Here is a 25,420-nt window from a genome sequence, read left to right on the forward strand (position 1 = left end):
CCGCGCTCCGTGCGCGGCGGACAGGTGGGTAGAATCAGGCCGACCAGAAACGGAGAGCCTGTCCGTTCAGCGTAACGGATAACCTATCCACTTAGGAAGTCGATGCCCCAGGACCCCAGGCCCACGCCGCCCCGGCGCGCCGACGCCGAGCGCAACCGCGGCAGGATCCTCACGGCCGCGCGCGCCGCCTTCGCCGAGTCCGGCGCCCAGGTCTCGATGGCCGAGATCTCGCGCCGCGCCGGCGTCGGCATGGCGACGCTCTACCGCAACTTCCCCGGCCGCAGGGAGCTTCTGGAGGCCCTCTACGTCGACGAGGTCGACGCCGTCTGCGAGGCGGCGCGGACCGTCGAGGGCGAGAGCCCGGGGGAGGTGTTCGTGGCCTGGCTGCACCGCTTCGTCGCCTTCTCCGCCAGCAAGCGCCACCTCGCCTCCGAGCTGCTGGCGCAGGCGGACAGCGACGCCGCCGTCTTCGCCGACAACCGCTCGCGGGTGCTGGCCGCCGGCCGGCCGCTCCTCCTCGCCGCCCAGCGGGCCCACGACGTCCGCGACGACCTCACGTTGGAGCAGATCCTCGACATGATCATCGCCGTCGTCCGGATTCCCGGGGAGCCCGACTACGTCGACCCCATCCTGCGGGCCGCGCTCGACGGCCTCGGCGCGGCGGACCACGGGGACCGCTAGCCTCGGGGACCCACCCCGCCGGCCCGGTGCCGCCCCGCCGGCCCGGGGCGCACCGACGGGAGGAACCGCATGGAGCACGCCGAACTGACCCGACGCTTCGCCGGACTGACGACCGCGCACCTCGCCGACGCCTGCATCCGCGCCCGCGTCCCGGTCCGCTGCGCGCCCACCGCCGTCCGGGCCGTCGTGCCGGGCAGCCGGCTGGCCGGCCGGGTCCTGCCGGCGCGGCACGCCGGCAGCGTCGACGTCTTCCTGGAGGCGTACGAGAGCGCCGCCCCCGGTGACGTGCTGGTCGTCGACAACGGCGGACGCGTCGACGAGAGCTGCGTCGGCGACCTCGTGGTGCTGGAGGCCCAGGCCGCCGGGCTGAGCGGCATCGTGATCTGGGGCCTGCACCGCGACACCGCGGACCTGCGCGCCATCGGCCTGCCCGTGTTCAGCACCGGCACGCTGCCCACGGGACCGCGGCGCCTCGACGCCCGCGCGGCCGACGCCCTCGCGTCGGCGACGGTCGGCGACTGGACGGTGGACCGCGCCGACCTGGCGCTGGGCGACGACGACGGGGTGCTGTTCGTGCCGGCCGCCCGCGCGGAGGAGGTCCTCACCCTCGCGGAGGGCATCCGCGACACCGAGCGCCGCCAGGCCGACCTGGTCCGCTCCGGCCGCACCCTGCGCGCCCAGCTGTCCTTCGCCGACTACCTGACGCTCCGCCGGGAGAGTCCCGACCTGACCTTCCGCGCCCACCTCCGCTCGGTCGGCGGCGCCGTCGAGGAGTGACCGGTCGATCCGGGCCCGGCGATCCGGGGCCGGAGGCGGTCGGTCAGCCCGCCGACCCCCCGGCGATCGGCTCGACGCTGTCCAGGCAGTCGTCGACGAGCTGCCGGTCCGCGTCCGACTGGGCGACGCCGAAGACGAACGACAGCCTGCCGTCGGCGAGCTGGAGCAGCAGGAGCCGCAGGTAGGCGGCCGTCCCGTCGTCCTCGTCACCCGCGAACCGCGCCCACACGCCGGCCGCCGGACGGCCGTGGACCGTCATACGCCGCGCGCGGAACTCCCTTCCGTGGACGGTCGGCGGCGCCAGGTACTCGAGGTTCACCGACTGGTCCGCCAGCCACTCGGCGGCCTCCAGCAGCCCGTCCTCGTCGGGCGGGTCCTCCGGCAGCCCCTCCCACAGGCCCACCCAGATCCCCCGCTGGTCCAGCATCCCCGCGAACCAGGCGTCGGCCTCGGCCTCGGCCTCGGCCTGGTGCTCGTGCTCGTGCTCGTGCCCCGGCCCGGGGCCGTCCTCGTCGGTGTCGAAATGCGGGTCCCACGGGTCCCGCGCCACGGCGATCCCCTCCCCGGAGGGCGACGGGATCGCCGTCGTGGTCGGAGACCAGCCGTCTTCGTACCCGCCCTCGCCCTCGCCCTCGTCCTCGGGATCGTGAGGGACGATCCGCCACCGTGGCGGGGCGACGAACCGAAGCCCGGCCCGACGGTCCTCGTGCCCCGTACCGCCCGCCCCGCTCATCCGCTGCCTCCTCGTGCCACGACTCGGTGTGCGAACGACCACCGTCCAGCCCAGCACCCCACGCGGTCAACAGGCGAGTCGACGGGAGGAGCGGGCGGCGAGGGAGGCGAGCGGCGCGTCACCGGGTGGCGGGCCGCCCGTCGGCGAAGAGGCGGGCGAGGGTGTGGAAGGCGAGCTTGGGCTCCCAGTGCCAGCCGTGCTCGAAGCCGTCGGGGGAGTGCCACAGGGCCTTGACCAGGGTGTAGTTCGCCATGTCGAGGTCGTAGCGCGGCTCGGGCCAGTGCGGGCACTCGGGGTTGACGAACGTGTAGACCATGGCGGCGTACAGGTCCATCGTCGCGAAGGCGCCGAAGACGTCGGTGAGGTAGCGGGCCTGCGTCTCCTCACTGCGGACCAGGCCGCCGACGATCTCCGGGCGGGGCTTGCTGTAGTCCACCACGTTCCACCCCATGCCGCCGTCCTCGGTGGCGCCCTCGTACGCGCAGGCCCCGAACTCGGCGATGGCCAGCGGCTTGCCGAGGCGGCGGAACGGCGCGAGGTCGCGGACGTAGTCCTCCCGGCGGGGATGGTGGGCGTAGTAGTCGAGGCTGACCAGGTCGAACAGGTCCCAGTCGACGATCTCCGCCGCCTCACCGGGCTCCGCCGCGTACGTGAGCGCGCCACGGAAGACGGAGCGGCCGGTGGCCGCGGCCTGCCCGATGACCTCGTGCAGCCGCCGCACCATGTGCTCCGGATCGAAGTTCCCGGACATGAGGTTCTCGATGCGCTCCATCACGTCGGCGCCGGGCACGATGCCGGGGACGTAGAGCAGGAACTCGCAGCCGACGCTGAGGTCGACCGCCGCCCCCTGCCGGCGCAGCCGCTCGGCCTCCCGGCCGGCCTCCGCGAGGTGGTCGAGGATGTCGGCCAACGGCACGTCCCCGAGCCGTGGCTGTATCCACACGTGCAGCCCGCGCTCGGCGGCCTCGGCGGCCGTGGCCGCCAGGCGTTCCACGCCGCTGCCGAAGACCGACACGGAGGTGGCGTGCAGATCCTCCGCGATCACCCGCAGGTCCGTGCACATCCGCCGCCGGCTCCAGCCCACGCTCACGTCGTACGTCACGCCCCGGTACCGAGGTCCGGGGGCCGGGGCGGGGTCGGGGTCGGAGGCCCCCGCCGTCGCCCCGGCCGTCGCCGCCGTGACCCCGACCGCCCCGGCCGCCACACCGGCCAGGCCCGCCACGCCCGTCAGGAACCGTGCCCTGCTGATCTCTCCACGCGTCATGTCAGCAGTCTGCGAGGCGGCGACCGGCCGCGTCGTCTCCCGAACGTCCAGAACAGGGCCGACCAAAGTCGACGGTCCGTCAGGGCGGGGCAGTACCAAAGACCCCACGCCGGGGTGGGTGATAGGTCTACTGCCGTGACCGAAGAGACCGAGCCGCTTCCCGGCCTGGAATCCACCGAGAGCCAACAGCTGCCCCCGGTGGTGTGCCGCCTGTGCGGCCGCCCCCTCCACGACCGGGTGGCCCGCCAGTGGCGCCTCGGCCCCGAGTGCAGGGAGAAGCTCGGCGTGAGACTCGCCCTGGATCCGGCGGCACACGAGGTGGAGCAGGAGGCCCTACCCGGCATGACGTAGGGATTGGCGGAGGCGGTGGACTTCCTCGCGCCTGGCCTGGATCTCCGCCTCGGTGATGGGACCGTGCTCGGCTTCGGCGGCGGTGATGAGCTCGTTGAGGTGGTCACGCTCGATCTGCCGGGCGACCGCCTCGGCGACACCACGCGGCATGCCGGTCGAGGACATTGCGGTGGGCTCGCTCATGGCTCTCTCCTACCGGATGACGCTCCGACGGGCGTCGAATCACTACGGCGCACCCTCGCGGGCGCCGTGGGTTGTGGGCCGGACCTACAGGAGGTGGTCGGCCTTGCCTGCCTTGATGTCGGTGATGAGGGCGCGGAGGGCGTCGGTGGTGTCGGTGAGGTGGTGGTCTTCCTGGCCGTTGACGGCGATGTAGGCGTTGCCGTCGGTGTCGGTGCCCACGCGGAAGCAGGAGCTTCCCTCGGCGCAGAAGGGAGCTTCCCAGGTGATCTCGGGCATGAACGTCTCCTCACAGTGGACGTGCGGCTTGGTGGATGAATCCGCGCGGGCGCCGTGGGTTGCGGGCTGGACCTACAGGAGGTGGTCGGCCTTGCCTGCCTTGATGTCGGTGATGAGGGCGCGGAGGGCGTCGGTGGTGTCGGTGAGGTAGTGGTCTTCCTGGCCGTTGACGGCGATGTAGGCGTTGCCGTCGGTGTCGGTGCCGATGCGGAAGCAGGAGTTCCCTTCGCCGCAGAAGGGAGCTTCCCAGGTGATCTCGGGCATGGGTCTGTCCTCACAGTTGGTTTGCGATTTTACGAATGAAGTCGCGGGAGGAGGCCGGGGGCAGTGCCAGCTCTTCCAGCCAGTCGAACTGCTCGCGGTACTTCGCGAGCTGACTCTCGGCATACAGGAACGTGGGCCCGTGCATGGTGTCGACCTGGACCGTGTCGAGTTGGGGAACAGCACCTTCTGTGTACATAGCATTCTGTCCGGCGCCGGGGAAGGCGCCATGTTCGAACGGCAGCACCAGAACGGACACGTTGTCCCGCTCGGACATGGTCAGGAGATGTTCGAGCTGGGCACGAGCGACCTTGGGGCCCCCGAACTGCATACGAAGAGCGGCCTCATGAACGATGGCCACATAGGGGGTTGCCGCTTCGCCCGTGATCACCTGCTGGCGTTCTGAGCGGTGTGCCAGTCTCAGCGCGACCTCGTGCTCGGGGAGTCTGGGGACCACGACGCGGAAGATGGCCGTCGCGTGTTCGGATGTCTGGAGCAGGCCAGGGATGTGCACCGTGTTCGCGACCCGCATCCGCGTGACGAGTGATTCCAGCTCGGCGATGTCGAGCATCCCCTGCGGAAGGCTGCCTCGGTAGCGCTCCCACCACCCCGACGTGGGCTGGGACATCGCGACGAGCGCTTCGACGTACGTCTCATCCCTCACGCCACAGTTGCAGGCAAGGGTGCGCAGCCGGTCTGCGTTGATGTTCCGGACGCCCGACTCCATGTTGGAGATCTTGCCGCGGTCCACGCCGAGAAGGCCGGCCGCGAACTCGGCGGACATTCCGGCTGCGACACGCATACGCCGCAACTCGCTGCCCAGCCGCTTCTGCCGCTCGCTCGGCGTCCTTTTCGTGGACATTCCGCCCTCCTTCTCAGGTCACGGCGTCCCCTCACTCGGGCGCCAGGTCACCCATAAGAGGGTAATGCGCCATGTGGGGATGGTTAATTTACCATGACGCCTCTACGGTCAGTATCGAGCACGCTACACACGCCAGTGCCGGAAGTGCACCGCGCGAGCCTGCCCGTTCGCCCTGGGACGGGTGTGCCCGCGTTCAGGGCGGCGAGCCACCGGCATCTGGAGCACCGAGCCCCCCTTCAAGCGCACACGGAGTTCGCCATGCCCGACATCCCGCCCCTGCCCGTCCACTGGCAGTTCCCGGCCCGGCCGGCCTCCGTCGGCCTGGCCCGACGTGCCGTCGTGCAGGCGCTGCCTCCCGGCCTGCGGCCCTGCCTGTCCGACGACGTGAGGCTGTTGACGTCCGAACTGGTCGCCAACGCCGTCCAGCACGGCAGCCGGCGGGCCGACGACGTCGTCGAGCTCGTCCTGTGGTCCGCCGACGGCCACTGCTGGCTCGCCGTGTCCGACACGGGCGCCGGGCTTCGCACGCCCACGGTGACCCGTCCCGGTGCCGACGCGGAGACGGGGCGGGGCCTGCTGCTCGTGGACCGGCTCGCCGCCGCGTGGGCGGCCAGGCCCCGTGCCGTCGGCGGCACGTCCGTCGTCGCGGGGCTGCCGTTGCACCGGGAACGGTGACGCGGAGACGTGGTCACGTCCCTACGCGGCGGGACGTGACGCCCGACCGTCGGGCGGGTAGTCGGCGGGGGGCGCCCGCGCGGGCGACGCGCGAGGCTACCGGTGAGTCGCTCGTACTGATAGACGAAGAGACCATGAACCGATCATCCGCCGCACGGACCCTCGTCGTTCTCGCGTCCACCGCCCTGCTCGCCGGGCTCACCAGCACCGTCTCCGCCCAGGCGGACCCGGAGCCCAAGGCTCCCGAGGACTTCGTCGTCCTCTCCGACGTCGACCCGACGATCCTGCACGACATCCGTTACCGCACGGCGTACAACTTCATCGGCGAACCCATCGACGGGTACCGGCAGCCGCTGTGCATCCTCACCGAGGACGCCGCGAACGCGCTGGTCGAGGCGCAGGAGATCTTTCTGGAGCAGGGGTACAGCCTGAAGGTCTACGACTGCTACCGCCCGCAGCGCGCCGTCGACCAGTTCGTGGCGTGGGCGCAGGACCTCGACGACCAGCGCATGAAGGAGGACTTCTATCCCCGGGTCGACAAGTCGAGGCTCTTCGCGGACGGTTACATCGCCGAGCGCTCAGGGCACAGTCGCGGCAGCACGGTCGACCTCACCCTGGTCGAACTACCGGCGGCCGAGCAGCGCCCGTACGTGCCCGGGGAGCCCCTGACCGACTGCGCCGCCCCGCGGGACGAGCGCTTCCCCGACAACTCGATCGACATGGGGACCGGCTACGACTGCTTCGACACCCTCAGCCACACGCTCGATCCCCGGATCCAGGGAGAACAGCGGGCCAACCGGCTCCTGCTGCGCGAAACCCTCGAAGCCGTGGGCTTCGTCAACTACGAGCACGAGTGGTGGCACTACACGTACCAGCCGGAGCCCTACCCCGACACCTACTTCGACTTCCCCGTCCACCGGCGCTCGGTGACGCCCTGACCGTTGGCGCCCTGACCCGGGGGCGTCCGGATGCCGGTTCGGCTGGCCCTGGCCGCCGCTCGTCGGCTTGCCGTGTCTGACACTGGCGCCCGGTCCCGCCCGTCCACGGTGGCCCGTCCCGGTGCCGACGCCGAGACGGGACAGGGCCTGCTGCTCGTGGACCGGCTCGCCGCCACATGGGTGGCCAGGCCCCGTGCTGTCGGCGGCGGCACCTCCGTCGTTGCGGGGCTTCCGTTCAGCGAGACGGATGACCCGGCGCGGTCGCGGAGCCGGGCTCGTCAGGCGTGACGGCGTTGACAGGTCGTTCGTCAGACCTTCTCGACGCGCACGGGACGGTCCACGAGCAGCTGGGTCATGTCGTCGGTGTCAGAGGTGAAGAGGGTCGTCTCGGCTCCCTGCTCCGCTTCCCGTCTGGCGACGGCCGCCAGGACGGCGTCGATGGCGTACTTGTGACCGTGCAGGCCGGCGTTTCTCAGCATGTCGCGCGCCATCGAGAGCGTCTGGTCGTCCGTGTGGACGACGCGGATCCGGGACAGCGTCCAGCTCCACAGTGCCTGTCGCGACCCTTCGCGTGGGTTCCACGCCTCCAGGGTGGTGAGCGCCGAGGTGACGATCGGGATGTCGAGCTGTGGAGCCGTCTTGATGAGTGCGGCCATCTCCCGGTCACCTCGCACGGCTTGGGAAAGAGCCTCGGAGTCGAACACGAAGACGCGCTGTCGCGCCCTGCGCACTCCTGCGCGGCCAGTGCGGCTCACGCGGCTGCACCCGGCCGCAATCGCTGCTGGTCGTGCCAGTCGTCGATGGCGGCGATACGGTCCAGAGCTGCCCGCTGCTCGTCATCCGACACAGCGCCGTGCTCCTCCTCAAGGCGCTCCGCCAGTTCGCGCAGCCGATCCATGGCGTCCTGGTGGGCGGCGGCGGCCGCGATGTAGCTGGACACCCCCCGTGCGTGGACGCGCTCCTTGATCGATTCCACCAGCTCTTCCGGCACGGTGACGGTGATCTTCCGAGTTGCCATATTGCAAGTATGGCAGCTGTTCCGTAGTCCGGCGGTCACGGCGGCGACGAACGGCCGCCGCTCACCGCCTGGCGGCGCTCAGGGGTGCGCGCCGCCCGCGCCGCCCGCCGCGCGTGCCACGCGGGCCGCGTGGACGCCCGCGCCGTAGCCGTTGTCGACGTTGACGACGACGATGCCGGCCGAGCAGGAGTTCAGCATCGACAGCAGCGCCGCGCGCCCGCCCGCGCCGGTGCCGTAGCCCGTGCTCGTGGGGACGCCGACCAGCGGCGTGCCGCTGAGGCCGCCGACCACGGAGGGCAGGGCGCCCTCCATGCCGGCGACGACCACGAGGCAGTCGGCCTCGTCGAGGCGGTGGGCGACGGCCAGCAGCCGGTGCAGGCCGGCGACGCCGACGTCGTCGATCCGTTCGACGCCGGCGCCGTGGACCCGGGCGGTGGTCGCCGCCTCGGCCGCGACGGGGCCGTCGGAGGTGCCGGCCGCGACCACGAGGACCAGCCCACGGGGCTGGGGCAGCGGGCCGAGCACGGCGGTGCGGGCGACGTCGTCCACCTCGGCGTCGGGCAGGTGCCGCCGCACCTCGGCGAGCGCGGCCGGGTCGAGCCGGGTGGCGAGCACCGCCCGGTCCGGGTGCCGGCGGTGCAGCTCGCCGAGGGCAGTCGCCACCTGGTCCGGCGTCTTCCCCGGGCCGTAGACGACCTCGGGGTCGCCGGTGCGGCGTGCCCGGTCGAGGTCGAGGCGGGCCCAGCCGAGGTCCGCGATCGAGGCGTCGGTCGGGGCGCCGTCGGTCGGGGTGGCCGGGCCCGCGGTCGGGCCCGAGGCCGGGCTCGCCGTCCGGTCCGGGACGGACCCGGGGAAGACGTCGTGACTCATCTCACTCCTCGGTGGCCGTGAGGTGGAAGGCCGGGCTGGACAGGCGCGGCACGGCCAGCACCCGTGGCGCGCGGCCGAGGATCGCCGTCGCCTCGGCGAGCGCCTCCTCGACCGTCGCCGTGGTGCGCGCGCCCATGCCGCGCGCCAGGCCGGGCCGGCGGGCCCCGGCGACGTAGACGGCCGCGCTGTGCTCGCGCGCGATCCCGCCCATGTAGATCATCGAGAACGCGTGGAAGGGGTGGTAGCCGTAGTGGTGACGGTACCGGTAGATCCACTCCGGGTCGGTCGCGAGCTGCTCCTGGCGCTCGCGCATGTCGGCGGGGTGCTGGCACTCCTGGAGCAGCTCGTAGGCCGCCGCGTACGGCGGGAACTCCAGGTCGTTGAACCACCCGTCGCAGACCGAGGCCGCGATCACCACGGGCTTCTCCACCAGCGCGTTCTTCGCCCGCACGACGCTGGCGCCGATGGCCTGCATCATCAGGATGGGGTTGGAGCCCATGCCGGCGCCGTAGTGGAAGTTCCGCGGCACGCCGATGACCAGCACGTCCGCGCGCGGCCCGGGGATCCTCAGGTCGGTCCGCGCGGTGGCCAGCGGCCATGACGCCCGCTCGACCTCGGGGATGGAGCCGGCGTAGACGCCGAGCTGCCGGGAGCGGCTGTCGAGGACGGCGTCGACGGAGAAGAACGGCCGGGGCATGGCCGCCTCCATCCGCTGCCCGATCGCGGTCAGCTGCTCGCGGAAGCGGCTGGTGGTCGACGCCGGCACGAAGTCGTCGCGGTAGAGGCTGCGGGGCGCGTGGTGGCTGGCGATGGAGCGCCAGGTGGTCAGCCCGGTGCTGGGCATCTTGTAGCCGCCGCTGAACCCGCCGTAGGGGTTGCCGGCGGTGTGGCCGACCAGGATGGACAGGTCGGACTCCGCCAGCGCCGTGTTCATGCCGACCGGGTCGCCCAGCTCGGAGGTGCCGAGGTCGAGGATGCCGTTCGGGTCCTCGGCGTCGTGGTTGACGAGGTTGGCCTCGGGCACCGCGTCCACCACCGCGCGGCCGAGGTAGTCGACGAACTCCTCGCGGCGGTTCTTGCGGTGCAGGCCGATCGCGCAGACCAGCCGCACGTTCTCGCGGCGCACGCCGGCCTTGTCGAGCTGCTCCAGCAGCGCCGGGAGCACGACCTTGCGGTGCGCGGTGGCCTGGGTGCCGCCCTTGACCCGGTCGGGGAAGGCGATCGTGACGGTGCTGCCGGGTCCCACGAGCTCGCTCACGGGCTCGGAGCCCAACGGCGCCGCGAGGGCCTCGCGGGTGGCCGCGACCGGATCCGGCAGCGGGTCGGGCTCGTGGGTGGCGGTCTCGGGCCGCACCACGACCGTGTCGTCGGGCAGTTCGGCGGTCAGGTGGCCGTCGCCGTACTCGAACTCGACCTGCATCCGTTCGACTCCTTTGCGCAATGGGTTGCCGGATCTACACATTACATGTAATTGTCGTCGCCGCCGGCGCTGACGCCGACTGCCCGACCGAAGGACCTTCCCCGTGACGAAAGTGTTGAGCCGGATTCTGTTGCCGGCGAGTGGATTCGCTCTCCTGCTGGCCGCCTGGTACGTGGTCGCGTTCGCCGACGTGCTGCCGGAGGGCCAGATGCCCCGCCCCGACGAGGTCCTCACGGTCCTCGCCGACCGATTCGCCGAGCAGGACCTGTGGCGTGATGTTCAGCTCAGCGTGCTGCGCGTGCTGATCGGCGTCGCGGCGGGCAGCGCGATCGCGCTGCCGGTCGGCTTCCTGCTGGCGTGGTACCGCCCGCTGCGCATGATGTTCGACCCGGTGATCAGCTTCTTCCGGGCGCTTCCGCCCATCGCCCTGATCCCGCTGGTGATCGTCTACCTCGGCATCGGCGAGCAGGCGCGCCTGTCGATCCTGATCTACGCGGCGTTCTTCGCCTCCGTGGTCGTGATCTACGAGGGCATCGCCGCGCTCGACGAGATCTACATCCGCGCCGCCCGCGCCATGGGCGCCTCCCAGTGGGAGCTCTTCTCGCGGGTCGTCGTCCCGCTGGCGATCCCCCAGGTCCTCGTCGGCATCCGCGTCGCGCTCGGCGTGTGCTGGGCCACGCTCGTCGCCGCCGAACTCATCGCGGCACGTCGCGGCCTCGGCGCCACCATCCAGGACGCCGCGAACTTCTTCCAGATCGACATGGTCTACGGCGGTGTCGTCCTCATCGGCATCTGTGCCCTGGTCATGGACCGGGCCCTCGCCCTCGTGATGAAGCGCGCCGTCCGCTGGCAGGAAAGGGTGGCCTGATGGCTGCGAACCACAACGACAAGATCCGCTTCTCCGACGTCCGGATGGGCTTCGGCGCCGGGAAGACGCGCAAGGAGGTCCTCGACGGGGTGTCCTTCACCGTCCGCGAGGGCGAGTTCGTGAGCGTTCTCGGCCCCAGCGGCTGCGGCAAGTCCACCCTGATGACGATGGCCGCCGGCTTCTCCCGTCCCGACGGCGGCGACGTCGTGGTGGACGGCCGCGAGGTCACCGGCCCCCACCGCGACCGGGGCGTCGTCTTCCAGCAGTACGCCGTCTTCCCCTGGCTGACCGTCCGCAGGAACATCGCCTTCGGCCTCACCCTGCGGGCCAACAAGCACGACAGGGCGGAGATCGAGACGATCGTCGACCGCTACGTCGGCCTCATGGGCCTCAAGGGCTTCGAGGACACGCTGCCCAAGGCCCTCTCGGGCGGCATGCGCCAGCGGGTGGCGATCGCCCGCGCCTACGCCACGAACCCCAGCGTGCTGCTGATGGACGAGCCCTTCGCGGCGCTGGACGCGCAGACCCGTGAGTTCATGCAGGAACTGCTCCACACCGCCAACCAGGAGGAGCAGCGCACCGCCATGTTCATCACCCACTCGGTCGAGGAGGCGATCTTCCTCAGCCACCGGATCGTCGTGCTCTCCAACCGGCCCACCCGGGTCCACGAGATCATCGACGTTCCCGTGCCGATGCCTCGGGACGCGTCGTCGCGCACCTCGCCCGAGTTCATCGAGCTCCGCCGCCACCTGGAGGAGGTCATGCGCGGCATGTCCAGCTTCGCCCCCGCCGAGGTGGCCAAGTGATGCGCCGGCGCCTTCGTGCCCGCGCCGCCCTCGCCGCGGCGCTGGCCCTGCCGCTGGCCGGCTGCGGGCTCCTCGACGAGGGCGGGCTGAAGTCGCCCGACGCCCCCGCCGGGGCCGAGACGGTCAAGATCGGCTACCTGCACACCATCGCGGTGGACGACAAGCTGACCTACGGCGTCACCGAGGGCCACTTCGCCGAACAGGGCGTCAACGTGGAGGCGATCGAGTTCGACACCGGCATCGCCGTCAGCCAGGCCCTGGTCAGCGGCGACATCGACGTCGCGATCATGGGCGGCGTGACCTCGAACTTCCCCGCCCGGGGCCAGGGCCGGATCTTCATGGTCAACTCCTTCGAGACGGCCACCGCCCGGCTCTACGTCCAGGGCGACTCGGGCATCGAGAACGTCGAGGACCTCAGGGGCCAGACCCTCGCGCTGACCGAGGGCACCACCGCCGACGTCTACCTCCACGCCGCACTGGAGAACGCCGGCGTCGACCGGTCCGAGGTCGACATCGTGAACGCCACCATGCCCAACGCCCTCCAGGCGTTCGTCTCCGGCTCCGTCGACGCCGTCGCCCTGTGGGTCCCGTTCGACCTGCGGCTGCGCGAGGGCGTGCCCAGCGCGGTCGAGATCGACCACGCCGGCAACTACCCCGAGGCGGCCGTGGCGGACGGCTGGATCGCCAACAACGAGTGGTATGACAAGAACCCCGACCTGGTGCGCGACCTGATCCGCGGCTGGCTCGCGTCCAACGAGGCGTTCCGCGCCGACGACGACGCGCTCCAGACCGTCCTCGACACGGCGTACGCCGGTCAGGCGACCCTGGAGGACCTGGAGTACCAGGTGCAGTTCCAGCAGGACTTCTCCAACGAGGAGTGGCTGGAGAAGTACCGCAGCGGCGAGGTCCTCGACGTCGTCGGCCAGGCCGAGCAGGCGTTCGTCGAGCTGGGGGGCGTGCCCGAGTTCGTGCCCCCGGAGGAGTTCTTCGACACCGCCCCGTTCATCGAGACCGCGGAGGAGTACCTGAATGAGCAGCGGTGAGCGCCCGGCCGTTTCCGCCGGTTCCGCCGTCCCCACCGTCGGCGTCGTCGGCCTGGGGGTGATGGGGGCCCGGCTGGCCGCCGGCATCTCCGGGCCCGACCGCCCCGTCCTCGTCCACGACGCCGTCCCGGCGGCCGTCGAGCGCGCCCGGGAGAGCGGGCTCGTGCCGGCCGACGGGCTCGCCGACCTCGTCGCGCGCTCGGAGGTCGTCGTCCTCTCCCTGCCCACCCCGGCCATCGTCCTCGACGTCGTCGCGCAGATCGCCGACCACGCGGCGAAGGCCGCCGACGGCCGCGCGGTCACCGTGCTGGACACCAGCACCGTGGACCCGGCCACGGCCCGCGCCGCCGCCGCCGCGATGGCGGCCGGCGGCGGCCGGTACGGGGACGCCCCGATCCTCGGCCGGCCCGGCTCCGTCGGCTCCTGGACCATCCCCGTCGGCGGCGGGGAGGAGCTGGCCGCCCTCGCGGCCGACGTCCTCGCGCCGGTGGCCCAGCGGGTCGTGAGGGTGGGCCCGACCGGCTCCGCCGCCGCGACGAAGGTCCTCAACAACCTCATGCTCGGCACCATCAACGCGGTCACCGCCGAGGTGCTCGTCCTGGCCGAGGCCGCCGGGCTCGACCCGGGCGCGTTCGTCGACGTCGTCGTCGACTCCGGCGCCGCGTCCGTCAGCCCGATGTTCCGCGACGTCGCCGCCCGCGCCGTCGACGGCGACTTCAGCCCGACGTTCTCCGTGCGCCTCATGCACAAGGACAACGCCCTGGCACTGGCGCTGGCTGACGAGCTGTTGGTGCCGGTCGCCACCGGGCGCGCGGCGCAGCACCTCAATACGATGGCGCTTGCCTCCGGCCTGGGTGACGAGGACTCCATCGCGGTGGTGAAGACCCTCGAACACCTCACCGGACGGCGAGCGCGGCGACATGACGCCCGCTGAGAGCCGCACGACCGGCGCGCCGCGCCGGCCGTCCTCGCAGGGGAGACATCGGTGACATCGGTGAGCAAGACGATCCACAGGTCCCGTCTGGCCGACCAGGCCTACGAGCTGATCAAGGACCGCATCCTGAGCCGCCAGCTGCTGCCCGGGCAGCGGCTGAGCGTGCCCGCGCTCGCGCAGGAGCTCAACCTCAGCCGCAGCCCCATCCGCGAGGCCGTCCAACGCCTGGTGCAGGAGGGCCTGAGCACCGAGCGCCCGCACCAGGGGGCGGTCGTCGCCTCCGCCGACCTGTCGGCGCTCGTCGACCTCTACCAGGTCCGCGCCGAACTGGAGGGCCTGTCCGCCGAGCTGGCGGCGACGCGCGGCGACGCGGAGCTGGCCGCCAGCCTCGAACGCATCCACGCCGACCACCGGACGGCGTACGAGACGAACGCGGCGGCCGAGGTGATCCGCGCCGACACGGCCTTCCACGCCCGCGTGCTCGCCGCCTCCGGCAACCCCGAGCTGGTGCGGATACTCCAGCCGGTCCTCCAGCGTATGTCGCTGGCCATGGTCGCCGGCGGCGAGAGCTGGCCGGCCCACGCCCTGACCGAGCACCAGGCCGTTCTCGACGCCATCCGCGCCGGGGACGGCGCCCTGGCCCGCGCCCGGATGACCGACCACGTCGCCCGCGTGCGCGAGCGCCTGCTGTCCCGACTGCACGAGGAGGAATCATGAGCGGCGCGCCACCCGCCGAAGCCAGCCGGACCCTCGACCCGCGGGCCGCCCTCACCGGCGAACTCGCCGCCGCCGCCGAGCGCTTCCGCGCCGCCCTGGCCGGCGCGTCGAGCGTCGCGGTCGCGTTCTCCGGCGGCGTCGACTCCTCGCTCACCTGCGCCCTCGCGGTCCGGTGCCTCGGCGCCGAGGCGGTGGTGGCGGTGCTCGGCGTGAGCCCGAGCCTGGCCGCCGCCGAACGCGAGCAGGCCCGCCGCACGGCGGCCGGCCTCGGCGTGCGGCTGGTCGAGGTGACGACCTACGAGATGGACGACCCGCGCTACGTCGCCAACGCCGGCAACCGCTGCTACTTCTGCAAGCACGAGCTCTACACCCGGACGTTCGCCGAGGCCGTGGCGGGGACCGGCAGCGAGCTCCTCCTCAACGGCGACACGGCCGACGACCGGGCCGCCGGCGACCGCCCCGGCGCGCGGGCGGCCGTCGAACTCGGCGTCCGTTCGCCCCTGGCCGAGGCCGGGATCGACAAGGCGACGGTCCGCGCCCTCGCCCGCGCGCTCGGCCTGCCCGTCTGGGACAAGCCGTCGGCCCCGTGCCTGGCCAGCCGCATCCCGGTGAACACCCCCGTCACGATCGAGGGCCTCGGCCGCGTCGAGCGGGCCGAGGCCGACCTGCGCGGGCTCGGCCTGCGCGTCCTGCGCGTGCGCCACCACGGCGCGACCGCCCGCGTCGAACTGGGGCCCGAGGAGCTGCGGTTCGTCCGCGAGCACGACCTGGTCGGGCGGGTGCTCGCCGCGGGCCGCGCCGCCGGGTACAGCGGCGTCGAACTCGCCCCCACCCCCCTGCGACGGACCTGAGGACGGTCCGGAAGGAACGGAGACGACATGGTGGACGCGTGGTTCCAGTGCGCGAGCGGGGCGAGCGGCGACATGCTGCTCGGCGCGCTGCTCGACGCCGGGGCTTCCCTGGACGCGGTCCGCGAGGCCGTGGGCGCGGTGCGGACCGAGGGCATCGAGATCACGACCGAGCCCGTCCGGCGCGCCGGGCTGGCCGCCCTGAAGGCCCACGTCCACACCGCCGACAGCCACCACCACCGCGGCTGGAGCGACATCCGGCGCCTGCTTCAGGAGGCCGGCCCCGGCCTCGCCGCGCCCGTCCGCGACCGTGCCCTCGCCACCTTCCACCGCCTCGCCGAGGCCGAGGCCCGCGCCCACGGGCTGCCGCTGGACGAGGTGCACTTCCACGAGGTGGGCGCGCTCGACGCGATCGCCGACGTCGTCGGCGTCTGCGCCGCCCTGCACGACCTCGGCGTCGACCGCGTCGGGGCCGACACCGTCGCCGTCGGCAGCGGCACCGTCCAGACCTCCCACGGCCGGCTGCCCGTCCCGGTGCCCGCCGTCGTCGCGCTGCTCGGCGGGGTGAACGCCCCCGTGACGGGCGGTGGCGTCGAGCGGGAGCTGTGCACCCCGACGGGGGCGGCCCTGCTCGCGACGTTCGTCCAGGACTGGGGCCCGGTGCCGGCGATGCGCCTGACCGGCGCCGGTGCGGGCGCCGGCACGGCCGACATCCCGCGGGCGCCGAACGTGCTGCGCGTCGTCCTGGGCGACCGGCTGGACCGGCCCGCGCCCCGCGCCCCCGAGGCGACGGTGGTCCTGGCCGCCAATGTCGACGACCTCGACCCGCGGCTGTGGCCCGTCGTGCTGGACCGACTCCTCGCGGCCGGCGCCGACGACGCCTGGCTCACCCCGATCCTCATGAAGAAGGGCCGCCCGGCCCACACCGTCTCGGCCCTCGTGCGCACCGACCGGCGGGCGGCGGTGCGCGAGACGATCTTCCGCGAGACCTCGTCCATCGGCGTCCGCGAGACACCCGCCACCAAGCACGCCCTCGACCGCACCGAGACGACGACCGAGGTGGCGGGCCACCCCGTGCGGCTGAAGGTGGCCTGGCTGGCGGGCGAGCCCGTCAACGTCCAGGCCGAACACGACGACCTGCTCGCCGCCGCGACCGCGACCGGCATCCCCGTCAAGGAACTCCTGCGCCGGGCGACCGCGTCGATCCCTCCCGGCGGCTGAGCCCGGCGGAGAACGCGCCGTCCGCCGCAGAGCGGCGGGGCCTCAGCCGAACGCGCTCCGGCGCCGCGCGTCGCGGGGACGGCGGCGCCGGGTGGGTGCGCGGCGGTGGGAGCGGGGCCGCCGTCGGGTCGACCGCCCTGATCGGCACGAGCCGGTTCCTCGCCATGGCGGCGACGTACCTGCCGCGGGGAGGGACGCGGCACTCGTCGTGCGCGTCGATCGTCGAACAGGTCGGATGGCCCGTCGCGTATCCGAGCGCCGTGACGGCCCTGTTCGTCCCAACGCCCTGACCGTCGTGTGATCCGCGTGCGCCGCGTGACGCGCGTAGTTTGCCGAACGCCCGGACGTGGCATGCACACCTCATCCCCCACAAGCGAGAGGTTCCCCCATGCACCGGACCCTGTTGACCGGCGTCCTGACGGTCGCGCTCGTCGCGCCGGTGGGCCTCGTCACCACGAGCGCCACCGCCACCGAGCCCTCGTCCGCCGCCGCCGACGCCCAACCCCTCGACGTCGAGGACTACTACGCCGACGCGGCCGGCCTCACGGGCGACGCGCTGCGGGACGCGCTGCACGACATCATCAGCACCGGCACCACCACGCTCACCTACAGCGAGGTCTGGGACGCCCTGAAGGACACCGACCAGGACCCGGCCGACCCGAACAGCGTCGTCCTCTTCTACACCGGCGAGTCCCGCGACGCGGACCTGAACGGCGGCGACGTCGGCGACTGGAACCGGGAGCACGTCTGGGCCCAGTCGCACGGCGACTTCGGCACCTCGCCGGGGCCGGGCACCGACGTGCACCACCTGCGCCCCACCGACGTCCAGGTCAACAGCCGCCGCGGCAACCTCGACTTCGACGACGGGGGCTCGCCGGTCACGGGGGCGCCCGGCAACTACGCCGACGGCGACTCCTGGGAGCCGCGCGACGAGGACAAGGGCGACGTCGCGCGGATGGTCCTCTACATGGACGTCCGCTACGAGGGCGGCGACGGGTTCGCCGACCTGGCGGTCAACGACGACGTCGACAACGGCGGCAGCCCGTACATGGGCCGGCTGTCCACCCTGCTGGAGTGGCACGAGCAGGACCCGCCGGACGCGTTCGAGGAGCGGCGCAACGAGCTGATCCACGCGCAGTACCAACACAACCGGAACCCGTTCATCGACCACCCGGAGTGGGCGGCGGAGATCTTCGGCTGACCCTTCCCATAGCGGACGTACCGACGCGAGCCACCCGCTGACCACGGTCAGAACGGGTGGCTCGCGTCGCGTTCCTCGCACCTTCGAGGCGTGGCCCGTGGCAGGCGGACGCGCAGGCCGCGAGGCGGGGACGACCCTTCTGGGGCCGGCCGGAATCCCGGTCGGAGAAAACCATGCGGGGACTGGCGAACGTGGCGCTTTTGCGCCCGCTTTCCGGGCGAGACGCGTGATCCGTTCACCTCCCGGTTAATCTTCGACACGGGCCCTGCACAAGAACTGTCGTTCTTCCACAGAAGGGGAAACTGATGCCACGTCTGCGCACCGCGACGATCGCCGCACTCGTCCTCGCCGCCGGAATCGCCGGGACGGGACCGGCCATGGCAGGACCGGGTGCATGGGACCACGTCGGAACGAAACCGTTCATCAACGGCATCACGTACGACTACACCGAGCCGGTGCACTCCGCCGGAGGCGACTTCCGGGCCTGCGTCACCACGAGCGGCTACTACCGCCTGCGCGAGGACGACACGGACCTGGACGACCTCGTCCACTACGACTTCGAGTACTTCCCCGCGGGTGCGTGCAGGGACTACCTCAGCATCGGCGGCTGGGTCGACGGCAGCAACAACCGAGCGGAGTTCTACCTGGAGCGCAACAGCGTTGGTGCCGGGTCCGCGGTCTACTACGACTGACCCCCGAGCCGGGTGGGGGCCGCATGCGCACGGCCCCCGCCCTCCAGTGATCACGCAGGGCCAAGGGGCCAACGCCACGGGCGTCCTCCGCGGACGCCCCGCGTGGCCTCGGACGAAAGGCAGGGTTCATGGCACGCACACAACGGACACTCGTCGCGGTCACGGCCGCCGCCGTCGCGATTCTGGCGAGCGGCGCATCACCGGCGCTGGCGCACGACGATCGGGAGCCCGCGAACGCGGTGGACTCCTCACCCCTGACGGCCGAGTTCATCGCGGCGGGACCCGGTGAATGGGACCTGGTCGCCGAGTCGGGATTCGTCCAGACCTCGGGATACAGCATCACGAAACAGGCCCTCTCGGCCGGAGGTGACTTTCTCTTCTGCGTCACCGAGGGAGGCCACCACCGCCTCAGGGAAGCCGACACCAACGGCGACGACTTCGTCGACACGAGTTTCCGGAGCTATCTCCAGCCCGGGGGGTGCGAACTCTACGAGAACATCGGCTCCTATGTCGACGGCAGTAACAACAGAGCGGAGTTCTACGTGGAACGCATCGAGACGGGCGGCGGAACCGTGAGCTTCTACGACTGACCCGCTGACCCGCTGACCCGCCGCCACCCGGGCGGCGGGTCATCCGCCGCCCCCACCGGAACCGTCCCGGCGCGCGGCCGAGCGCAGGGAACGCAGCCACGCCTCGCACGCGAGGGTCCGCACCAGCGGGCTGAGAATCCACGGGGTGGGGTGGGGCGCCAGCAGCGCGGCACGCAGCGCCGATGCGTCGATCAGTCCGCGGTCGGCGAGGAGGGAGTCGGCGAGGAACGCGACGAGGTCGGCCCGGTGGTGGTGCAGCGACGCGTAGAAGTCCGCCGAGTAGTCCCCCTTGGAGGCTCGGGCCAGGAGCGGGGCGGCGCCGAGGCCGCGGCGACTCCCGCAGCAGGGGCCCCAGCGGCTGCCGGTGATGCAGGCGGTGGGCGCGGACGCGGGGCAACGCCCGCAGGGGGTGCTCGCGCACCAGGGCGTGGAGGTGGCGGGGACTGACGCGGAACAGCTCGGCGCCACCGTTGCCGAGCAGGTGCGGGTGAGGGCCGGTCGCCGTCAGCCGGCTCGCCAGGTCGGCCAGCCGCCGCGCGCGGCGCGGCCAGGTGCCCGGCGTCAGCAGCCGGGCGGCCAGCATCCGGACGTCCACCGGCACGTCGATCGCCGCGGCGAGGACGTCGGCGCGGCTGGCGGCCACGGTGACGCCCTCCAGCCGGGCGTGGTGGACGCGCCGCACTCCCGAGGCGCTGCCCCGCACCCGGACCCGTCCGCCGACCGAGGCGGCGAGATGGAAACTCCCCGCCAGCCGCCCGGCGATCACTTCCACCCGCTCGACGAGTCGATGGTGCGCACCAGGCGCGCGAGCTCCTCGGCGGTGACAGGGCACCGCCCGATCACCGCCACCCGCGCGGCACCCGCCTCGGCCGCACGACCTGGTCGCGGGGCCAGCGGCCCAGCAGCCACGGCCGTCCGGAGCCGTGGGCGACCACCCGGTCGACGCGCGGTCGCAGCGCGCGTGCCGCGGCACGCCCCGCCCGCCCGTCCGGCAGCACGGCGAACCACGCGTCGCCCAGCGGGTCTAGCACCACCAGCGCAGGCCCTCGCCGCCCTCCTCCAGCCTGTTTCCCTCAGACCATCCGAGGGTCAGCTCGGTGAATCCGCCCACCTCGACCCGGACGGCGGCTCGTACAGCGAGTCGTCGCCGTCCGGCCTCGCGGACGGGGCCGTCCCGAAACCGACCATCGTCGCCTCCTGCCTTCCGTCTCCTCCACGGCGGCGATCGCCGCCGCCCTCCTGTGGATGTCCGCCGGGGGAGGCCCGAACGCGACGAGGGGAAGCGGGCGTTGGCGTGCACGACCGCGCACACGGCGCGTGTCCGCGAGGCCGCTCCGGGGCCCCGCCCGCGCGGGGACGGCGGCCGGGTGGTGGGTTCCGCGGGTGTGGGCCGCAGCGCGCGCCACCGACGACGCAACGTCAAGAAGCCGTGCACCAGCCGTCAACGACATCCGAGCCTCCCGTGACCATCCTGTGAAGGAACGGTTTTCGCCCTTCCTGACCTGGAGGAACGACAGTGATGCGACGCCTTCTCGCCACCGCGCTGGTCGCGCTGGGAACCGCCGCCACGCTCGGTTTCGCGCCGAACGCCTCGGCCGCCTCGGCCGCCCCGGCCGACGCGGTGGAGGAGCTGCGGCCGGCCGCCGCCGTGGAGGGCCGGTTCTGGATCTTCGAGTGGCCCGAGTACACCGGGAACCAGAAGTCCTACAACGGCACCGACCGCTACTTCGCCAACGACGAGTGGGACGGCACGAACACCTCCGTCGACAACCTCACCTCGTCGGCGCAGAACCTCACCAACCAGTGGGGCACCCTCTACCAGTTCGGCAACTCCAGCGGCGGCGCCTGCTCCGGCGAGTACTTCGGACTGGCGCCCGGTTACGGCGTGCGCGACCTCGGGCCCTTCGCCTTCAACAACCAGGCCAGCTGCATCGTCATGGGCTGAACCCCGACGGGGCGGTGCCGCGCGACCCGCGGGCACCGCCCCCCGGCCCGCCGACCCTGGCGGCGCCGCCCCCCCAGCACCGACCCCCCCGGCCTCAGCCCCCAGGAAGGAACACCGTGGCGACTCCGCGCCGACTCATCGCCCCCCTCGCCCTGTGCGCCGCCCTGGCCCTCGCCCTCGGCGTCACGGTCACCGTCTCCGGCGCCCCCGCCGACCAGGCGCCGGCGCCCCCGACGCGGGCGGACACCCGAACGCCGCCACCCGAGAACGACGCCCAGCCCGGCGCCCTCCTCCTGCCGCTGGACGCCTACAAGTTCACCGCACTCGACACGCACACCATCGCGTCCGCCGAGGACGTCCTCATCCGCGCCTGCATGCGCGAGCGTGGCTTCGACTGGGAGGCGCTGCCACCGCCGTCCGCCCGCCACGCCGACCCGCCGAACCTCCGCCGCTACGGCCTGACCGACCCCGCCGACGCCTCCCGCTACGGCTACCACCTGCCGCCGCCCACCCCCGCCCAGGAGCGCCGCGAGGCCGTGTGGGACGCCCGCGACGAGCTGCCGCCCGAGCAGCGGCTCGCGGCGTTCGGGGAGAACGGCGCCACCGGCGGCTGCTGGGGCGAGGCCCACGCGGAGCTGCAACGCGGCGTGACGGCCCCCGACATGTCGGTGCTCGTCCGGTACATCTCGCAGGCGTACGATGAGGCCCGCCGCGCCCCCGAGGTCGTCGCGGTGCTCGACGCGTGGCGCGCCTGCATGGCGGGCGCGGGCTTCGACTACGCCGACCCGCTCGAAGCGTTCAACGACCCGGCGTGGGGGGAGTCCCCGCGCCCCTCGGCCCGGGAGCGGGCGGTGGCGGAGGCGGACGTGCGGTGCAAGCGCGAGACGGACCTCGTGGCCGTCTGGTCCGGCACCGAGGAACGCGTCCAACGCGAGGTCATCCGCGAGAACCCTGGGGACCTCGCGTCGTTCGGGGCGTGGAAGGACGGGTGGCTGGCCGCCGCCCGCGCCACCCTGGACCGCGACTGACCCGCCGCGCCCGCCCACCGGCGCCGCTGTCGCCGGGCCGGCCCTCCGGCCCCGTGCCGCCGAGGAGTCCCCACGCGCACCCCACGCGCACCCCACGCGCACCCCGCGCGGCCGACGCCCGCCGTGCCCGGACGTCACCTTCCGTTCACCAGGTGTGGGTCTCCCGTACGGCCTGACGACGGATGCACAGCTCCCGGCGGGGGAACCGTTCACGAGGGACCGTGGGACGGGGAGGGCTCGATGCTGGCCGACGGGGTGTTCCGTACCGGAGACGTCGCGGTGGCGTCCGACCGCTTCGAGTACTGGCGCGACCTCATGGCGCGGATGCTGTGCCCCATGGAGATGGGCAGCGCGTACGCCGCCGACTTCCGCGCGGAGACCCGTCTGCTGCGACTCGGCGAGGTGCGGGTGTGGCCGACCAGGCTTCAGCCGATGAGCTGGGCCCGCACGCCCCGGCTGATCCGGCAGGCGGACCCCGAGTTCTACCACCTGACGCTCGCCCGGCGCGGCACGGTCGCCATCAGCCAGGCCGGCCGCGAGGCGCGGTGCGAGCCCACCGGGATGTACGTCGTCGACACCTCCCGCCCGTGGGAGTGCGTCACGGACGAGCTGACGGCCATCGGCCTGGAGGTGCCCAAGCGGCTGGTGCCGCTGCGCCCGGCGGCCGTCGACCGGCTGCTGACACGGCGGCTGTCCGGCCGGGACGGCGTGGGCGCGCTGCTGGCCGGGCTCCTCACCGGCCTGGCCCGGCAGGCCGGCGGCTTACGGTCCGCCGACACCCTCCCCCTGGAGACCGTCGTGGTCGACCTGTTCGCCTCGACGCTCGCCCAACACCTCGACGCGGAGGACAGCCTCCCGCCCGAGACCCGCACGCGATCCCTGAAGCGGCGGGTGTGGGCCTTCATCGAGCGGGAGTTGGGGGACCCGGAGCTGGGCCCGCGGGTGGTGGCGGTGGCGCACCACATCTCGGTGAGCTACCTGCACCGGCTGGTCCGGGAGGAGGGCACGACGGTGGCCGCGTTGATCCGGGAGCGGCGGCTGGAGCGGGCGCGGGGGGACCTGGCCGATCCGGCGCTGCGGCGTGTGCCCGTCCACGTGATCGCGGCGCGGTGGGGGTTCACCCACCACGCGACGTTCACCCGCGCCTTCCAGGCCGCCTACGGCACCACCCCCCGCGACCACCGGCTCCAGGCGCTCGCCCCGGCCCCCGAGGCGGCCTGAACGGCCCGGGGCACCGCGCCGCGGGCTGCCGGAGTCGGCCTGCCGGAGTCGGCCTGCCGGAGTCGGGCTGCCGGAAGCCGACGGTCGGCGGCCGAGGCTCATCGAATGTCGGAGGACGCCATCGCTATGAAGCGCTCCAACGCCTGCCGCGCCCGGTTTGCGAGCTCGCCCAGCTCGGCGTGACTGGAAGCCTTGTGAGCACCGGAGGTCAGCTCGTAGGCGAGCTGTGCCGCGTCGAAGAGCGCCTGGCTGCTGGCGATGAGCTGGACGCGGAACAGCGCGTGGAGCGCCACGCCGCGCAGGCGGTAGGCCTCCAGCCGCGCCTCGAAGCAGGCGCTGCCGTCGGGGTCCTCCGCCCTGCGGTGCCACCGGTCCTGCTGGCCCCGCCTGAAGTCGGTCACCGCCCCGGCGAAGTCGCTGTACACGGTCAGGCGCTCGGAACGGAGCTGCTGGAGAGCAGCGAAGCTCTGGGACTGCCGGGCCGACGCCCGCTGGAACAGGTGGGTCACCACCACGCCCAGCAGGGTTCCCAGCACCGCCGTGAGGGTCGAGAGGACAACAGTCACCCGGGCAGGACATCACACGATCCGCCCGCCCGAGGACTCGATGGACACGGTGGACTCGGCGGGACCGTTGCTCCAGCGGCCCCACCGGCCCCACCGGCCCCACCGGCCCCACCGGCCACACCGGCCCCGCGGGGCGCGGGACGCGTGGGCGAACGCCTCAGGAAGGCCGGCGAAGGCCCGGCGAACGCTCGGGCGAACGTCACCGAGGCCGCACCCGAGTCCCTGGACTCTTGTCGTGCGGGGGAGTCGGGTGGCACCGTGCAGGCTGACAGGAGAGGCACGTGGCACCACCAGACACACCGCGCGGCGGCCGAAGCGCGGAGGAGCGGGCGTTCGACGCCTTCTACGCCGCGAGCGTCAGCCGGCTCATCGGCCAGCTGTACGCGATGACAGGCGACCTCGCCGAGGCGCAGGACGTGGTCCAGGAGGCCTTCGTCCGGGCCTGGGAGCGCCGGACCGAGCTGGACCTGGACGGCGCCCCCGAGGCGTGGGTCCGCACGGTGGCCTGGCGGCTTGCGGTCAGCCGGTGGCGTCGGGTGCGCACCGCGCTCGCCTTCGTCCGACGGCAGGGCGCGCCGGCCACGGTGCCGCCACCGGAACCGCACCACGTGCTGCTCGTCCAGGCGCTGCGGCAGATCCCCGAGGCGCAACGACGGGCCGTGGTGCTCCACCACCTGTGTGACCTGACGGTCGAACAGGTCGCCGCCGAGGCCGACTGCCCCGTCGGCACGGTCAAGGCCCAGCTGAGCCGGGGACGGGCGGCGCTGGCACGGCTGCTGGCCGATACTGATCTCGACCCCCGGACAACGGGCCTGTCGGAGGTGCGTCATCGCTGACGAGACTGAGCTGGACGGTTACCTCGCCGACCTCGTGGACCTCGCCGCGTCGGGTCAGCGACACGCGGAGCCGATCGCCGCCGAGCGGATCCGGGCGCGTGGTGAGCGGCGCCTGCGCCGCAGGCGGGCCGCGCTGGCGTCCGGTGGCGCGATGCTGGCCGTGACGCTGGCCGTGGGAGGGCTGTCGCTGAGCCGCGCCGCCCAGGAGTCCGAGCCGCCCGCCCTCGCCCCGACGCCGAGCGCCTCGTCGTTCGTGCCGCCGACGCCCGCTCCGGGCGAGGAGTACGCCAGCGAGCTGGGCTACGTGTACGGCGCGGTGCCGAGGGGCGACAGGGTGCGGGTCACCGTCGAGCAGCTCCGCACCGAGGGGGAGACCGCCACGCCCACCGGTGTGGTGCACGCGCTGACCCTGTCGCGGGAGACGCTGGTCGAAGCGCGACGGCTGACCGGCGGGGCTCCCGCGGACGTGCCGTTGGGCGACCTGGTGGACCAGCTGGCCGGCGGACCGCGGTGGGCCTTCGCCATCGACTACGACAACGAGGGCCGGGTGCGGTCCCTGCGGGAGGCGTACTGGCTCGCCGAGTGAGTCCCGGGG

General features: G+C 73.0%; 33 protein-coding genes. 20 read left to right on the forward strand and 13 right to left on the reverse strand.

The features are described 5' to 3' along the window. Window positions 1–102: 102 nt before the first annotated feature. The gene (locus ACTWP5_RS11215) at window positions 103–681 is read left to right on the forward strand and encodes a TetR/AcrR family transcriptional regulator (protein ID WP_443220692.1); all 579 of its coding nucleotides are present in this window, start codon (window positions 103–105) and stop codon (window positions 679–681) included. 69 nt (window positions 682–750) lie between these two features. Further along, window positions 751–1,458 carry an RraA family protein gene (locus tag ACTWP5_RS11220; protein ID WP_443220693.1) on the forward strand — a complete coding sequence of 236 codons (708 nt, stop codon included), beginning with the start codon at window positions 751–753 and terminating at the stop codon, window positions 1,456–1,458. A 43-nt stretch (window positions 1,459–1,501) separates the two neighbouring features. On the opposite strand, the gene ACTWP5_RS11225 is transcribed toward ACTWP5_RS11220, so the two are convergent. Then, entirely contained in the window at window positions 1,502–2,191 is a 690-nt protein-coding gene (locus tag ACTWP5_RS11225; RefSeq protein ID WP_443220694.1) for a hypothetical protein, read from the reverse strand. A gap of 118 nt (window positions 2,192–2,309) precedes the next feature. Then, window positions 2,310–3,455: an abortive phage infection protein gene (locus ACTWP5_RS11230; RefSeq protein WP_443220695.1), complete on the reverse strand. Its 1,146-nt coding sequence runs from the start codon at window positions 3,453–3,455 to the stop codon at window positions 2,310–2,312. Window positions 3,456–3,590: 135 nt separating this feature from the next. Between ACTWP5_RS11230 and ACTWP5_RS11235 the strand changes: the two genes are divergently transcribed. Further along, window positions 3,591–3,806, forward strand: a complete 216-nt coding sequence (locus tag ACTWP5_RS11235; RefSeq protein ID WP_443220696.1) for a DUF6011 domain-containing protein — start codon at window positions 3,591–3,593, stop codon at window positions 3,804–3,806. On the opposite strand, the gene ACTWP5_RS11240 is transcribed toward ACTWP5_RS11235, so the two are convergent. The 4 genes from ACTWP5_RS11240 to ACTWP5_RS11255 form a co-directional block, all read right to left on the reverse strand. Continuing rightward, entirely contained in the window at window positions 3,789–3,989 is a 201-nt protein-coding gene (locus tag ACTWP5_RS11240) for a CopG family transcriptional regulator (protein ID WP_443220697.1), read from the reverse strand. The genes ACTWP5_RS11235 and ACTWP5_RS11240 overlap by 18 nt on opposite strands. Before the next feature lie 84 nt (window positions 3,990–4,073). Further along, the gene (locus ACTWP5_RS11245; protein WP_443220698.1) at window positions 4,074–4,265 is read right to left on the reverse strand and encodes a hypothetical protein; all 192 of its coding nucleotides are present in this window, start codon (window positions 4,263–4,265) and stop codon (window positions 4,074–4,076) included. A 72-nt stretch (window positions 4,266–4,337) separates the two neighbouring features. Next, window positions 4,338–4,529 (reverse strand): hypothetical protein, encoded by a 192-nt coding sequence (locus ACTWP5_RS11250; RefSeq protein ID WP_443220699.1) that lies wholly within the window; start codon window positions 4,527–4,529, stop codon window positions 4,338–4,340. 10 nt (window positions 4,530–4,539) lie between these two features. Continuing rightward, entirely contained in the window at window positions 4,540–5,388 is an 849-nt protein-coding gene (locus ACTWP5_RS11255; RefSeq protein ID WP_443220700.1) for a helix-turn-helix domain-containing protein, read from the reverse strand. 258 nt (window positions 5,389–5,646) lie between these two features. Between ACTWP5_RS11255 and ACTWP5_RS11260 the strand changes: the two genes are divergently transcribed. Together ACTWP5_RS11260 and ACTWP5_RS11265 are read left to right on the forward strand one after the other, a co-directional pair. Then, window positions 5,647–6,063 carry an ATP-binding protein gene (locus ACTWP5_RS11260; protein ID WP_443220701.1) on the forward strand — a complete coding sequence of 139 codons (417 nt, stop codon included), beginning with the start codon at window positions 5,647–5,649 and terminating at the stop codon, window positions 6,061–6,063. Window positions 6,064–6,197: 134 nt separating this feature from the next. Continuing rightward, window positions 6,198–7,001 carry a M15 family metallopeptidase gene (locus ACTWP5_RS11265; protein ID WP_443220702.1) on the forward strand — a complete coding sequence of 268 codons (804 nt, stop codon included), beginning with the start codon at window positions 6,198–6,200 and terminating at the stop codon, window positions 6,999–7,001. A gap of 308 nt (window positions 7,002–7,309) precedes the next feature. Here the strand turns inward: ACTWP5_RS11265 and ACTWP5_RS11270 are convergent, their stop codons facing one another. The 4 genes from ACTWP5_RS11270 to ACTWP5_RS11285 form a co-directional block, all read right to left on the reverse strand. After that, window positions 7,310–7,756, reverse strand: a complete 447-nt coding sequence (locus tag ACTWP5_RS11270; RefSeq protein ID WP_443220703.1) for a PIN domain-containing protein — start codon at window positions 7,754–7,756, stop codon at window positions 7,310–7,312. Beyond that, window positions 7,753–8,019, reverse strand: coding sequence for a hypothetical protein (locus tag ACTWP5_RS11275; RefSeq protein ID WP_443220704.1), 267 nt, complete (start codon window positions 8,017–8,019; stop codon window positions 7,753–7,755). Before ACTWP5_RS11275 ends, ACTWP5_RS11270 begins: the two co-directional genes overlap by 4 nt. Window positions 8,020–8,097: 78 nt before the next feature. Continuing rightward, window positions 8,098–8,889, reverse strand: coding sequence for a nickel pincer cofactor biosynthesis protein LarB (gene larB / locus ACTWP5_RS11280; protein WP_443220705.1), 792 nt, complete (start codon window positions 8,887–8,889; stop codon window positions 8,098–8,100). A 1-nt stretch (window position 8,890) separates the two neighbouring features. Further along, window positions 8,891–10,309, reverse strand: coding sequence for a lactate racemase domain-containing protein (locus tag ACTWP5_RS11285; RefSeq protein ID WP_443220706.1), 1,419 nt, complete (start codon window positions 10,307–10,309; stop codon window positions 8,891–8,893). Window positions 10,310–10,412: 103 nt separating this feature from the next. Between ACTWP5_RS11285 and ACTWP5_RS11290 the strand changes: the two genes are divergently transcribed. From ACTWP5_RS11290 to ACTWP5_RS11335, 10 genes are all read left to right on the forward strand, one after another. After that, window positions 10,413–11,177: an ABC transporter permease gene (locus tag ACTWP5_RS11290; RefSeq protein ID WP_443220707.1), complete on the forward strand. Its 765-nt coding sequence runs from the start codon at window positions 10,413–10,415 to the stop codon at window positions 11,175–11,177. After that, the gene (locus ACTWP5_RS11295) at window positions 11,177–11,983 is read left to right on the forward strand and encodes an ABC transporter ATP-binding protein (RefSeq protein WP_443220708.1); all 807 of its coding nucleotides are present in this window, start codon (window positions 11,177–11,179) and stop codon (window positions 11,981–11,983) included. Before ACTWP5_RS11290 ends, ACTWP5_RS11295 begins: the two co-directional genes overlap by 1 nt. After that, complete coding sequence (locus ACTWP5_RS11300; RefSeq protein WP_443220709.1) at window positions 11,983–13,026, forward strand: ABC transporter substrate-binding protein; 1,044 nt, start codon at window positions 11,983–11,985, stop codon at window positions 13,024–13,026. Before ACTWP5_RS11295 ends, ACTWP5_RS11300 begins: the two co-directional genes overlap by 1 nt. Continuing rightward, window positions 13,013–13,960: an NAD(P)-dependent oxidoreductase gene (locus ACTWP5_RS11305; protein ID WP_443220710.1), complete on the forward strand. Its 948-nt coding sequence runs from the start codon at window positions 13,013–13,015 to the stop codon at window positions 13,958–13,960. The genes ACTWP5_RS11300 and ACTWP5_RS11305 overlap by 14 nt, the downstream gene beginning before the upstream one ends. A gap of 51 nt (window positions 13,961–14,011) precedes the next feature. Next, window positions 14,012–14,677 (forward strand): GntR family transcriptional regulator, encoded by a 666-nt coding sequence (locus tag ACTWP5_RS11310; protein ID WP_443220711.1) that lies wholly within the window; start codon window positions 14,012–14,014, stop codon window positions 14,675–14,677. Further along, on the forward strand, window positions 14,674–15,528 hold the full coding sequence (gene larE / locus ACTWP5_RS11315) for an ATP-dependent sacrificial sulfur transferase LarE (RefSeq protein ID WP_443220712.1): 855 nt from the start codon (window positions 14,674–14,676) through the stop codon (window positions 15,526–15,528). The genes ACTWP5_RS11310 and larE overlap by 4 nt, the downstream gene beginning before the upstream one ends. A 27-nt stretch (window positions 15,529–15,555) precedes the next feature. After that, on the forward strand, window positions 15,556–16,746 hold the full coding sequence (gene larC, locus ACTWP5_RS11320) for a nickel pincer cofactor biosynthesis protein LarC (RefSeq protein WP_443220713.1): 1,191 nt from the start codon (window positions 15,556–15,558) through the stop codon (window positions 16,744–16,746). 388 nt (window positions 16,747–17,134) lie between these two features. Continuing rightward, a complete protein-coding gene (locus tag ACTWP5_RS11325) occupies window positions 17,135–17,947 on the forward strand; it encodes an endonuclease I family protein (protein WP_443220714.1) in 813 nt (270 codons plus the stop codon). Window positions 17,948–18,252: 305 nt separating this feature from the next. Next, a complete protein-coding gene (locus ACTWP5_RS11330) occupies window positions 18,253–18,639 on the forward strand; it encodes a hypothetical protein (protein ID WP_443220715.1) in 387 nt (128 codons plus the stop codon). A gap of 128 nt (window positions 18,640–18,767) precedes the next feature. After that, window positions 18,768–19,229 carry a hypothetical protein gene (locus ACTWP5_RS11335; RefSeq protein ID WP_443220716.1) on the forward strand — a complete coding sequence of 154 codons (462 nt, stop codon included), beginning with the start codon at window positions 18,768–18,770 and terminating at the stop codon, window positions 19,227–19,229. 39 nt (window positions 19,230–19,268) lie between these two features. Here ACTWP5_RS11335 and ACTWP5_RS11340 read toward each other — a convergent pair whose 3' ends face one another. Further along, window positions 19,269–19,697, reverse strand: a complete 429-nt coding sequence (locus ACTWP5_RS11340; protein WP_443220717.1) for a hypothetical protein — start codon at window positions 19,695–19,697, stop codon at window positions 19,269–19,271. A 371-nt stretch (window positions 19,698–20,068) separates the two neighbouring features. Next, complete coding sequence (locus ACTWP5_RS11345) at window positions 20,069–20,263, reverse strand: hypothetical protein (RefSeq protein WP_443220718.1); 195 nt, start codon at window positions 20,261–20,263, stop codon at window positions 20,069–20,071. 485 nt (window positions 20,264–20,748) lie between these two features. On the opposite strand from ACTWP5_RS11345, the gene ACTWP5_RS11350 reads away from it, so the two are divergent. The 3 genes from ACTWP5_RS11350 to ACTWP5_RS11360 all read left to right on the forward strand — a co-directional run bounded on the left by ACTWP5_RS11350 (window position 20,749) and on the right by ACTWP5_RS11360 (window position 23,423). Beyond that, entirely contained in the window at window positions 20,749–21,174 is a 426-nt protein-coding gene (locus tag ACTWP5_RS11350; protein WP_443220719.1) for a peptidase inhibitor family I36 protein, read from the forward strand. A gap of 116 nt (window positions 21,175–21,290) precedes the next feature. Next, on the forward strand, window positions 21,291–22,202 hold the full coding sequence (locus ACTWP5_RS11355; RefSeq protein ID WP_443220720.1) for a hypothetical protein: 912 nt from the start codon (window positions 21,291–21,293) through the stop codon (window positions 22,200–22,202). Window positions 22,203–22,442: 240 nt separating this feature from the next. Continuing rightward, the gene (locus ACTWP5_RS11360; RefSeq protein ID WP_443220721.1) at window positions 22,443–23,423 is read left to right on the forward strand and encodes an AraC-like ligand-binding domain-containing protein; all 981 of its coding nucleotides are present in this window, start codon (window positions 22,443–22,445) and stop codon (window positions 23,421–23,423) included. A gap of 98 nt (window positions 23,424–23,521) precedes the next feature. On the opposite strand, the gene ACTWP5_RS11365 is transcribed toward ACTWP5_RS11360, so the two are convergent. After that, window positions 23,522–23,989, reverse strand: a complete 468-nt coding sequence (locus ACTWP5_RS11365) for a hypothetical protein (protein ID WP_443220722.1) — start codon at window positions 23,987–23,989, stop codon at window positions 23,522–23,524. A gap of 281 nt (window positions 23,990–24,270) precedes the next feature. Here ACTWP5_RS11365 and ACTWP5_RS11370 point away from each other — a divergent pair, with 281 nt between their 5' ends. After that, entirely contained in the window at window positions 24,271–24,825 is a 555-nt protein-coding gene (locus ACTWP5_RS11370; RefSeq protein ID WP_443220723.1) for a SigE family RNA polymerase sigma factor, read from the forward strand. Window positions 24,826–24,859: 34 nt separating this feature from the next. Beyond that, window positions 24,860–25,411: a hypothetical protein gene (locus tag ACTWP5_RS11375; RefSeq protein ID WP_443220724.1), complete on the forward strand. Its 552-nt coding sequence runs from the start codon at window positions 24,860–24,862 to the stop codon at window positions 25,409–25,411. The last annotated feature ends 9 nt before the right edge of the window (window positions 25,412–25,420 follow it).

Origin of the sequence: Streptomyces sp. 4N509B (assembly GCF_052245655.1) — a bacterium.
GTDB lineage: Bacteria > Actinomycetota > Actinomycetes > Streptomycetales > Streptomycetaceae > Streptomyces.

Excerpts from the sequence above, each read along its gene's own strand:
- ACTWP5_RS11215 (WP_443220692.1), top strand. The coding sequence starts at position 103 with ATGCCCCAGGACCCCAGGCCCACGCCGCCCCGGCGCGCCGACGCCGAG.
- ACTWP5_RS11220 (WP_443220693.1), top strand. The coding sequence starts at position 751 with ATGGAGCACGCCGAACTGACCCGACGCTTCGCCGGACTGACGACCGCG.
- ACTWP5_RS11225 (WP_443220694.1), bottom strand. The coding sequence starts at position 2,191 with ATGAGCGGGGCGGGCGGTACGGGGCACGAGGACCGTCGGGCCGGGCTT.
- ACTWP5_RS11230 (WP_443220695.1), bottom strand. The coding sequence starts at position 3,455 with ATGACGCGTGGAGAGATCAGCAGGGCACGGTTCCTGACGGGCGTGGCG.
- ACTWP5_RS11240 (WP_443220697.1), bottom strand. The coding sequence starts at position 3,989 with ATGAGCGAGCCCACCGCAATGTCCTCGACCGGCATGCCGCGTGGTGTC.
- ACTWP5_RS11245 (WP_443220698.1), bottom strand. The coding sequence starts at position 4,265 with ATGCCCGAGATCACCTGGGAAGCTCCCTTCTGCGCCGAGGGAAGCTCC.
- ACTWP5_RS11250 (WP_443220699.1), bottom strand. The coding sequence starts at position 4,529 with ATGCCCGAGATCACCTGGGAAGCTCCCTTCTGCGGCGAAGGGAACTCC.
- ACTWP5_RS11255 (WP_443220700.1), bottom strand. The coding sequence starts at position 5,388 with ATGTCCACGAAAAGGACGCCGAGCGAGCGGCAGAAGCGGCTGGGCAGC.
- ACTWP5_RS11260 (WP_443220701.1), top strand. The coding sequence starts at position 5,647 with ATGCCCGACATCCCGCCCCTGCCCGTCCACTGGCAGTTCCCGGCCCGG.
- ACTWP5_RS11265 (WP_443220702.1), top strand. The coding sequence starts at position 6,198 with ATGAACCGATCATCCGCCGCACGGACCCTCGTCGTTCTCGCGTCCACC.
- ACTWP5_RS11275 (WP_443220704.1), bottom strand. The coding sequence starts at position 8,019 with ATGGCAACTCGGAAGATCACCGTCACCGTGCCGGAAGAGCTGGTGGAA.
- larB (WP_443220705.1), bottom strand. The coding sequence starts at position 8,889 with ATGAGTCACGACGTCTTCCCCGGGTCCGTCCCGGACCGGACGGCGAGC.
- ACTWP5_RS11285 (WP_443220706.1), bottom strand. The coding sequence starts at position 10,309 with ATGCAGGTCGAGTTCGAGTACGGCGACGGCCACCTGACCGCCGAACTG.
- ACTWP5_RS11295 (WP_443220708.1), top strand. The coding sequence starts at position 11,177 with ATGGCTGCGAACCACAACGACAAGATCCGCTTCTCCGACGTCCGGATG.
- ACTWP5_RS11300 (WP_443220709.1), top strand. The coding sequence starts at position 11,983 with ATGCGCCGGCGCCTTCGTGCCCGCGCCGCCCTCGCCGCGGCGCTGGCC.
- ACTWP5_RS11305 (WP_443220710.1), top strand. The coding sequence starts at position 13,013 with ATGAGCAGCGGTGAGCGCCCGGCCGTTTCCGCCGGTTCCGCCGTCCCC.
- larE (WP_443220712.1), top strand. The coding sequence starts at position 14,674 with ATGAGCGGCGCGCCACCCGCCGAAGCCAGCCGGACCCTCGACCCGCGG.
- larC (WP_443220713.1), top strand. The coding sequence starts at position 15,556 with ATGGTGGACGCGTGGTTCCAGTGCGCGAGCGGGGCGAGCGGCGACATG.
- ACTWP5_RS11325 (WP_443220714.1), top strand. The coding sequence starts at position 17,135 with ATGCACCGGACCCTGTTGACCGGCGTCCTGACGGTCGCGCTCGTCGCG.
- ACTWP5_RS11330 (WP_443220715.1), top strand. The coding sequence starts at position 18,253 with ATGCCACGTCTGCGCACCGCGACGATCGCCGCACTCGTCCTCGCCGCC.
- ACTWP5_RS11335 (WP_443220716.1), top strand. The coding sequence starts at position 18,768 with ATGGCACGCACACAACGGACACTCGTCGCGGTCACGGCCGCCGCCGTC.
- ACTWP5_RS11350 (WP_443220719.1), top strand. The coding sequence starts at position 20,749 with ATGCGACGCCTTCTCGCCACCGCGCTGGTCGCGCTGGGAACCGCCGCC.
- ACTWP5_RS11360 (WP_443220721.1), top strand. The coding sequence starts at position 22,443 with ATGCTGGCCGACGGGGTGTTCCGTACCGGAGACGTCGCGGTGGCGTCC.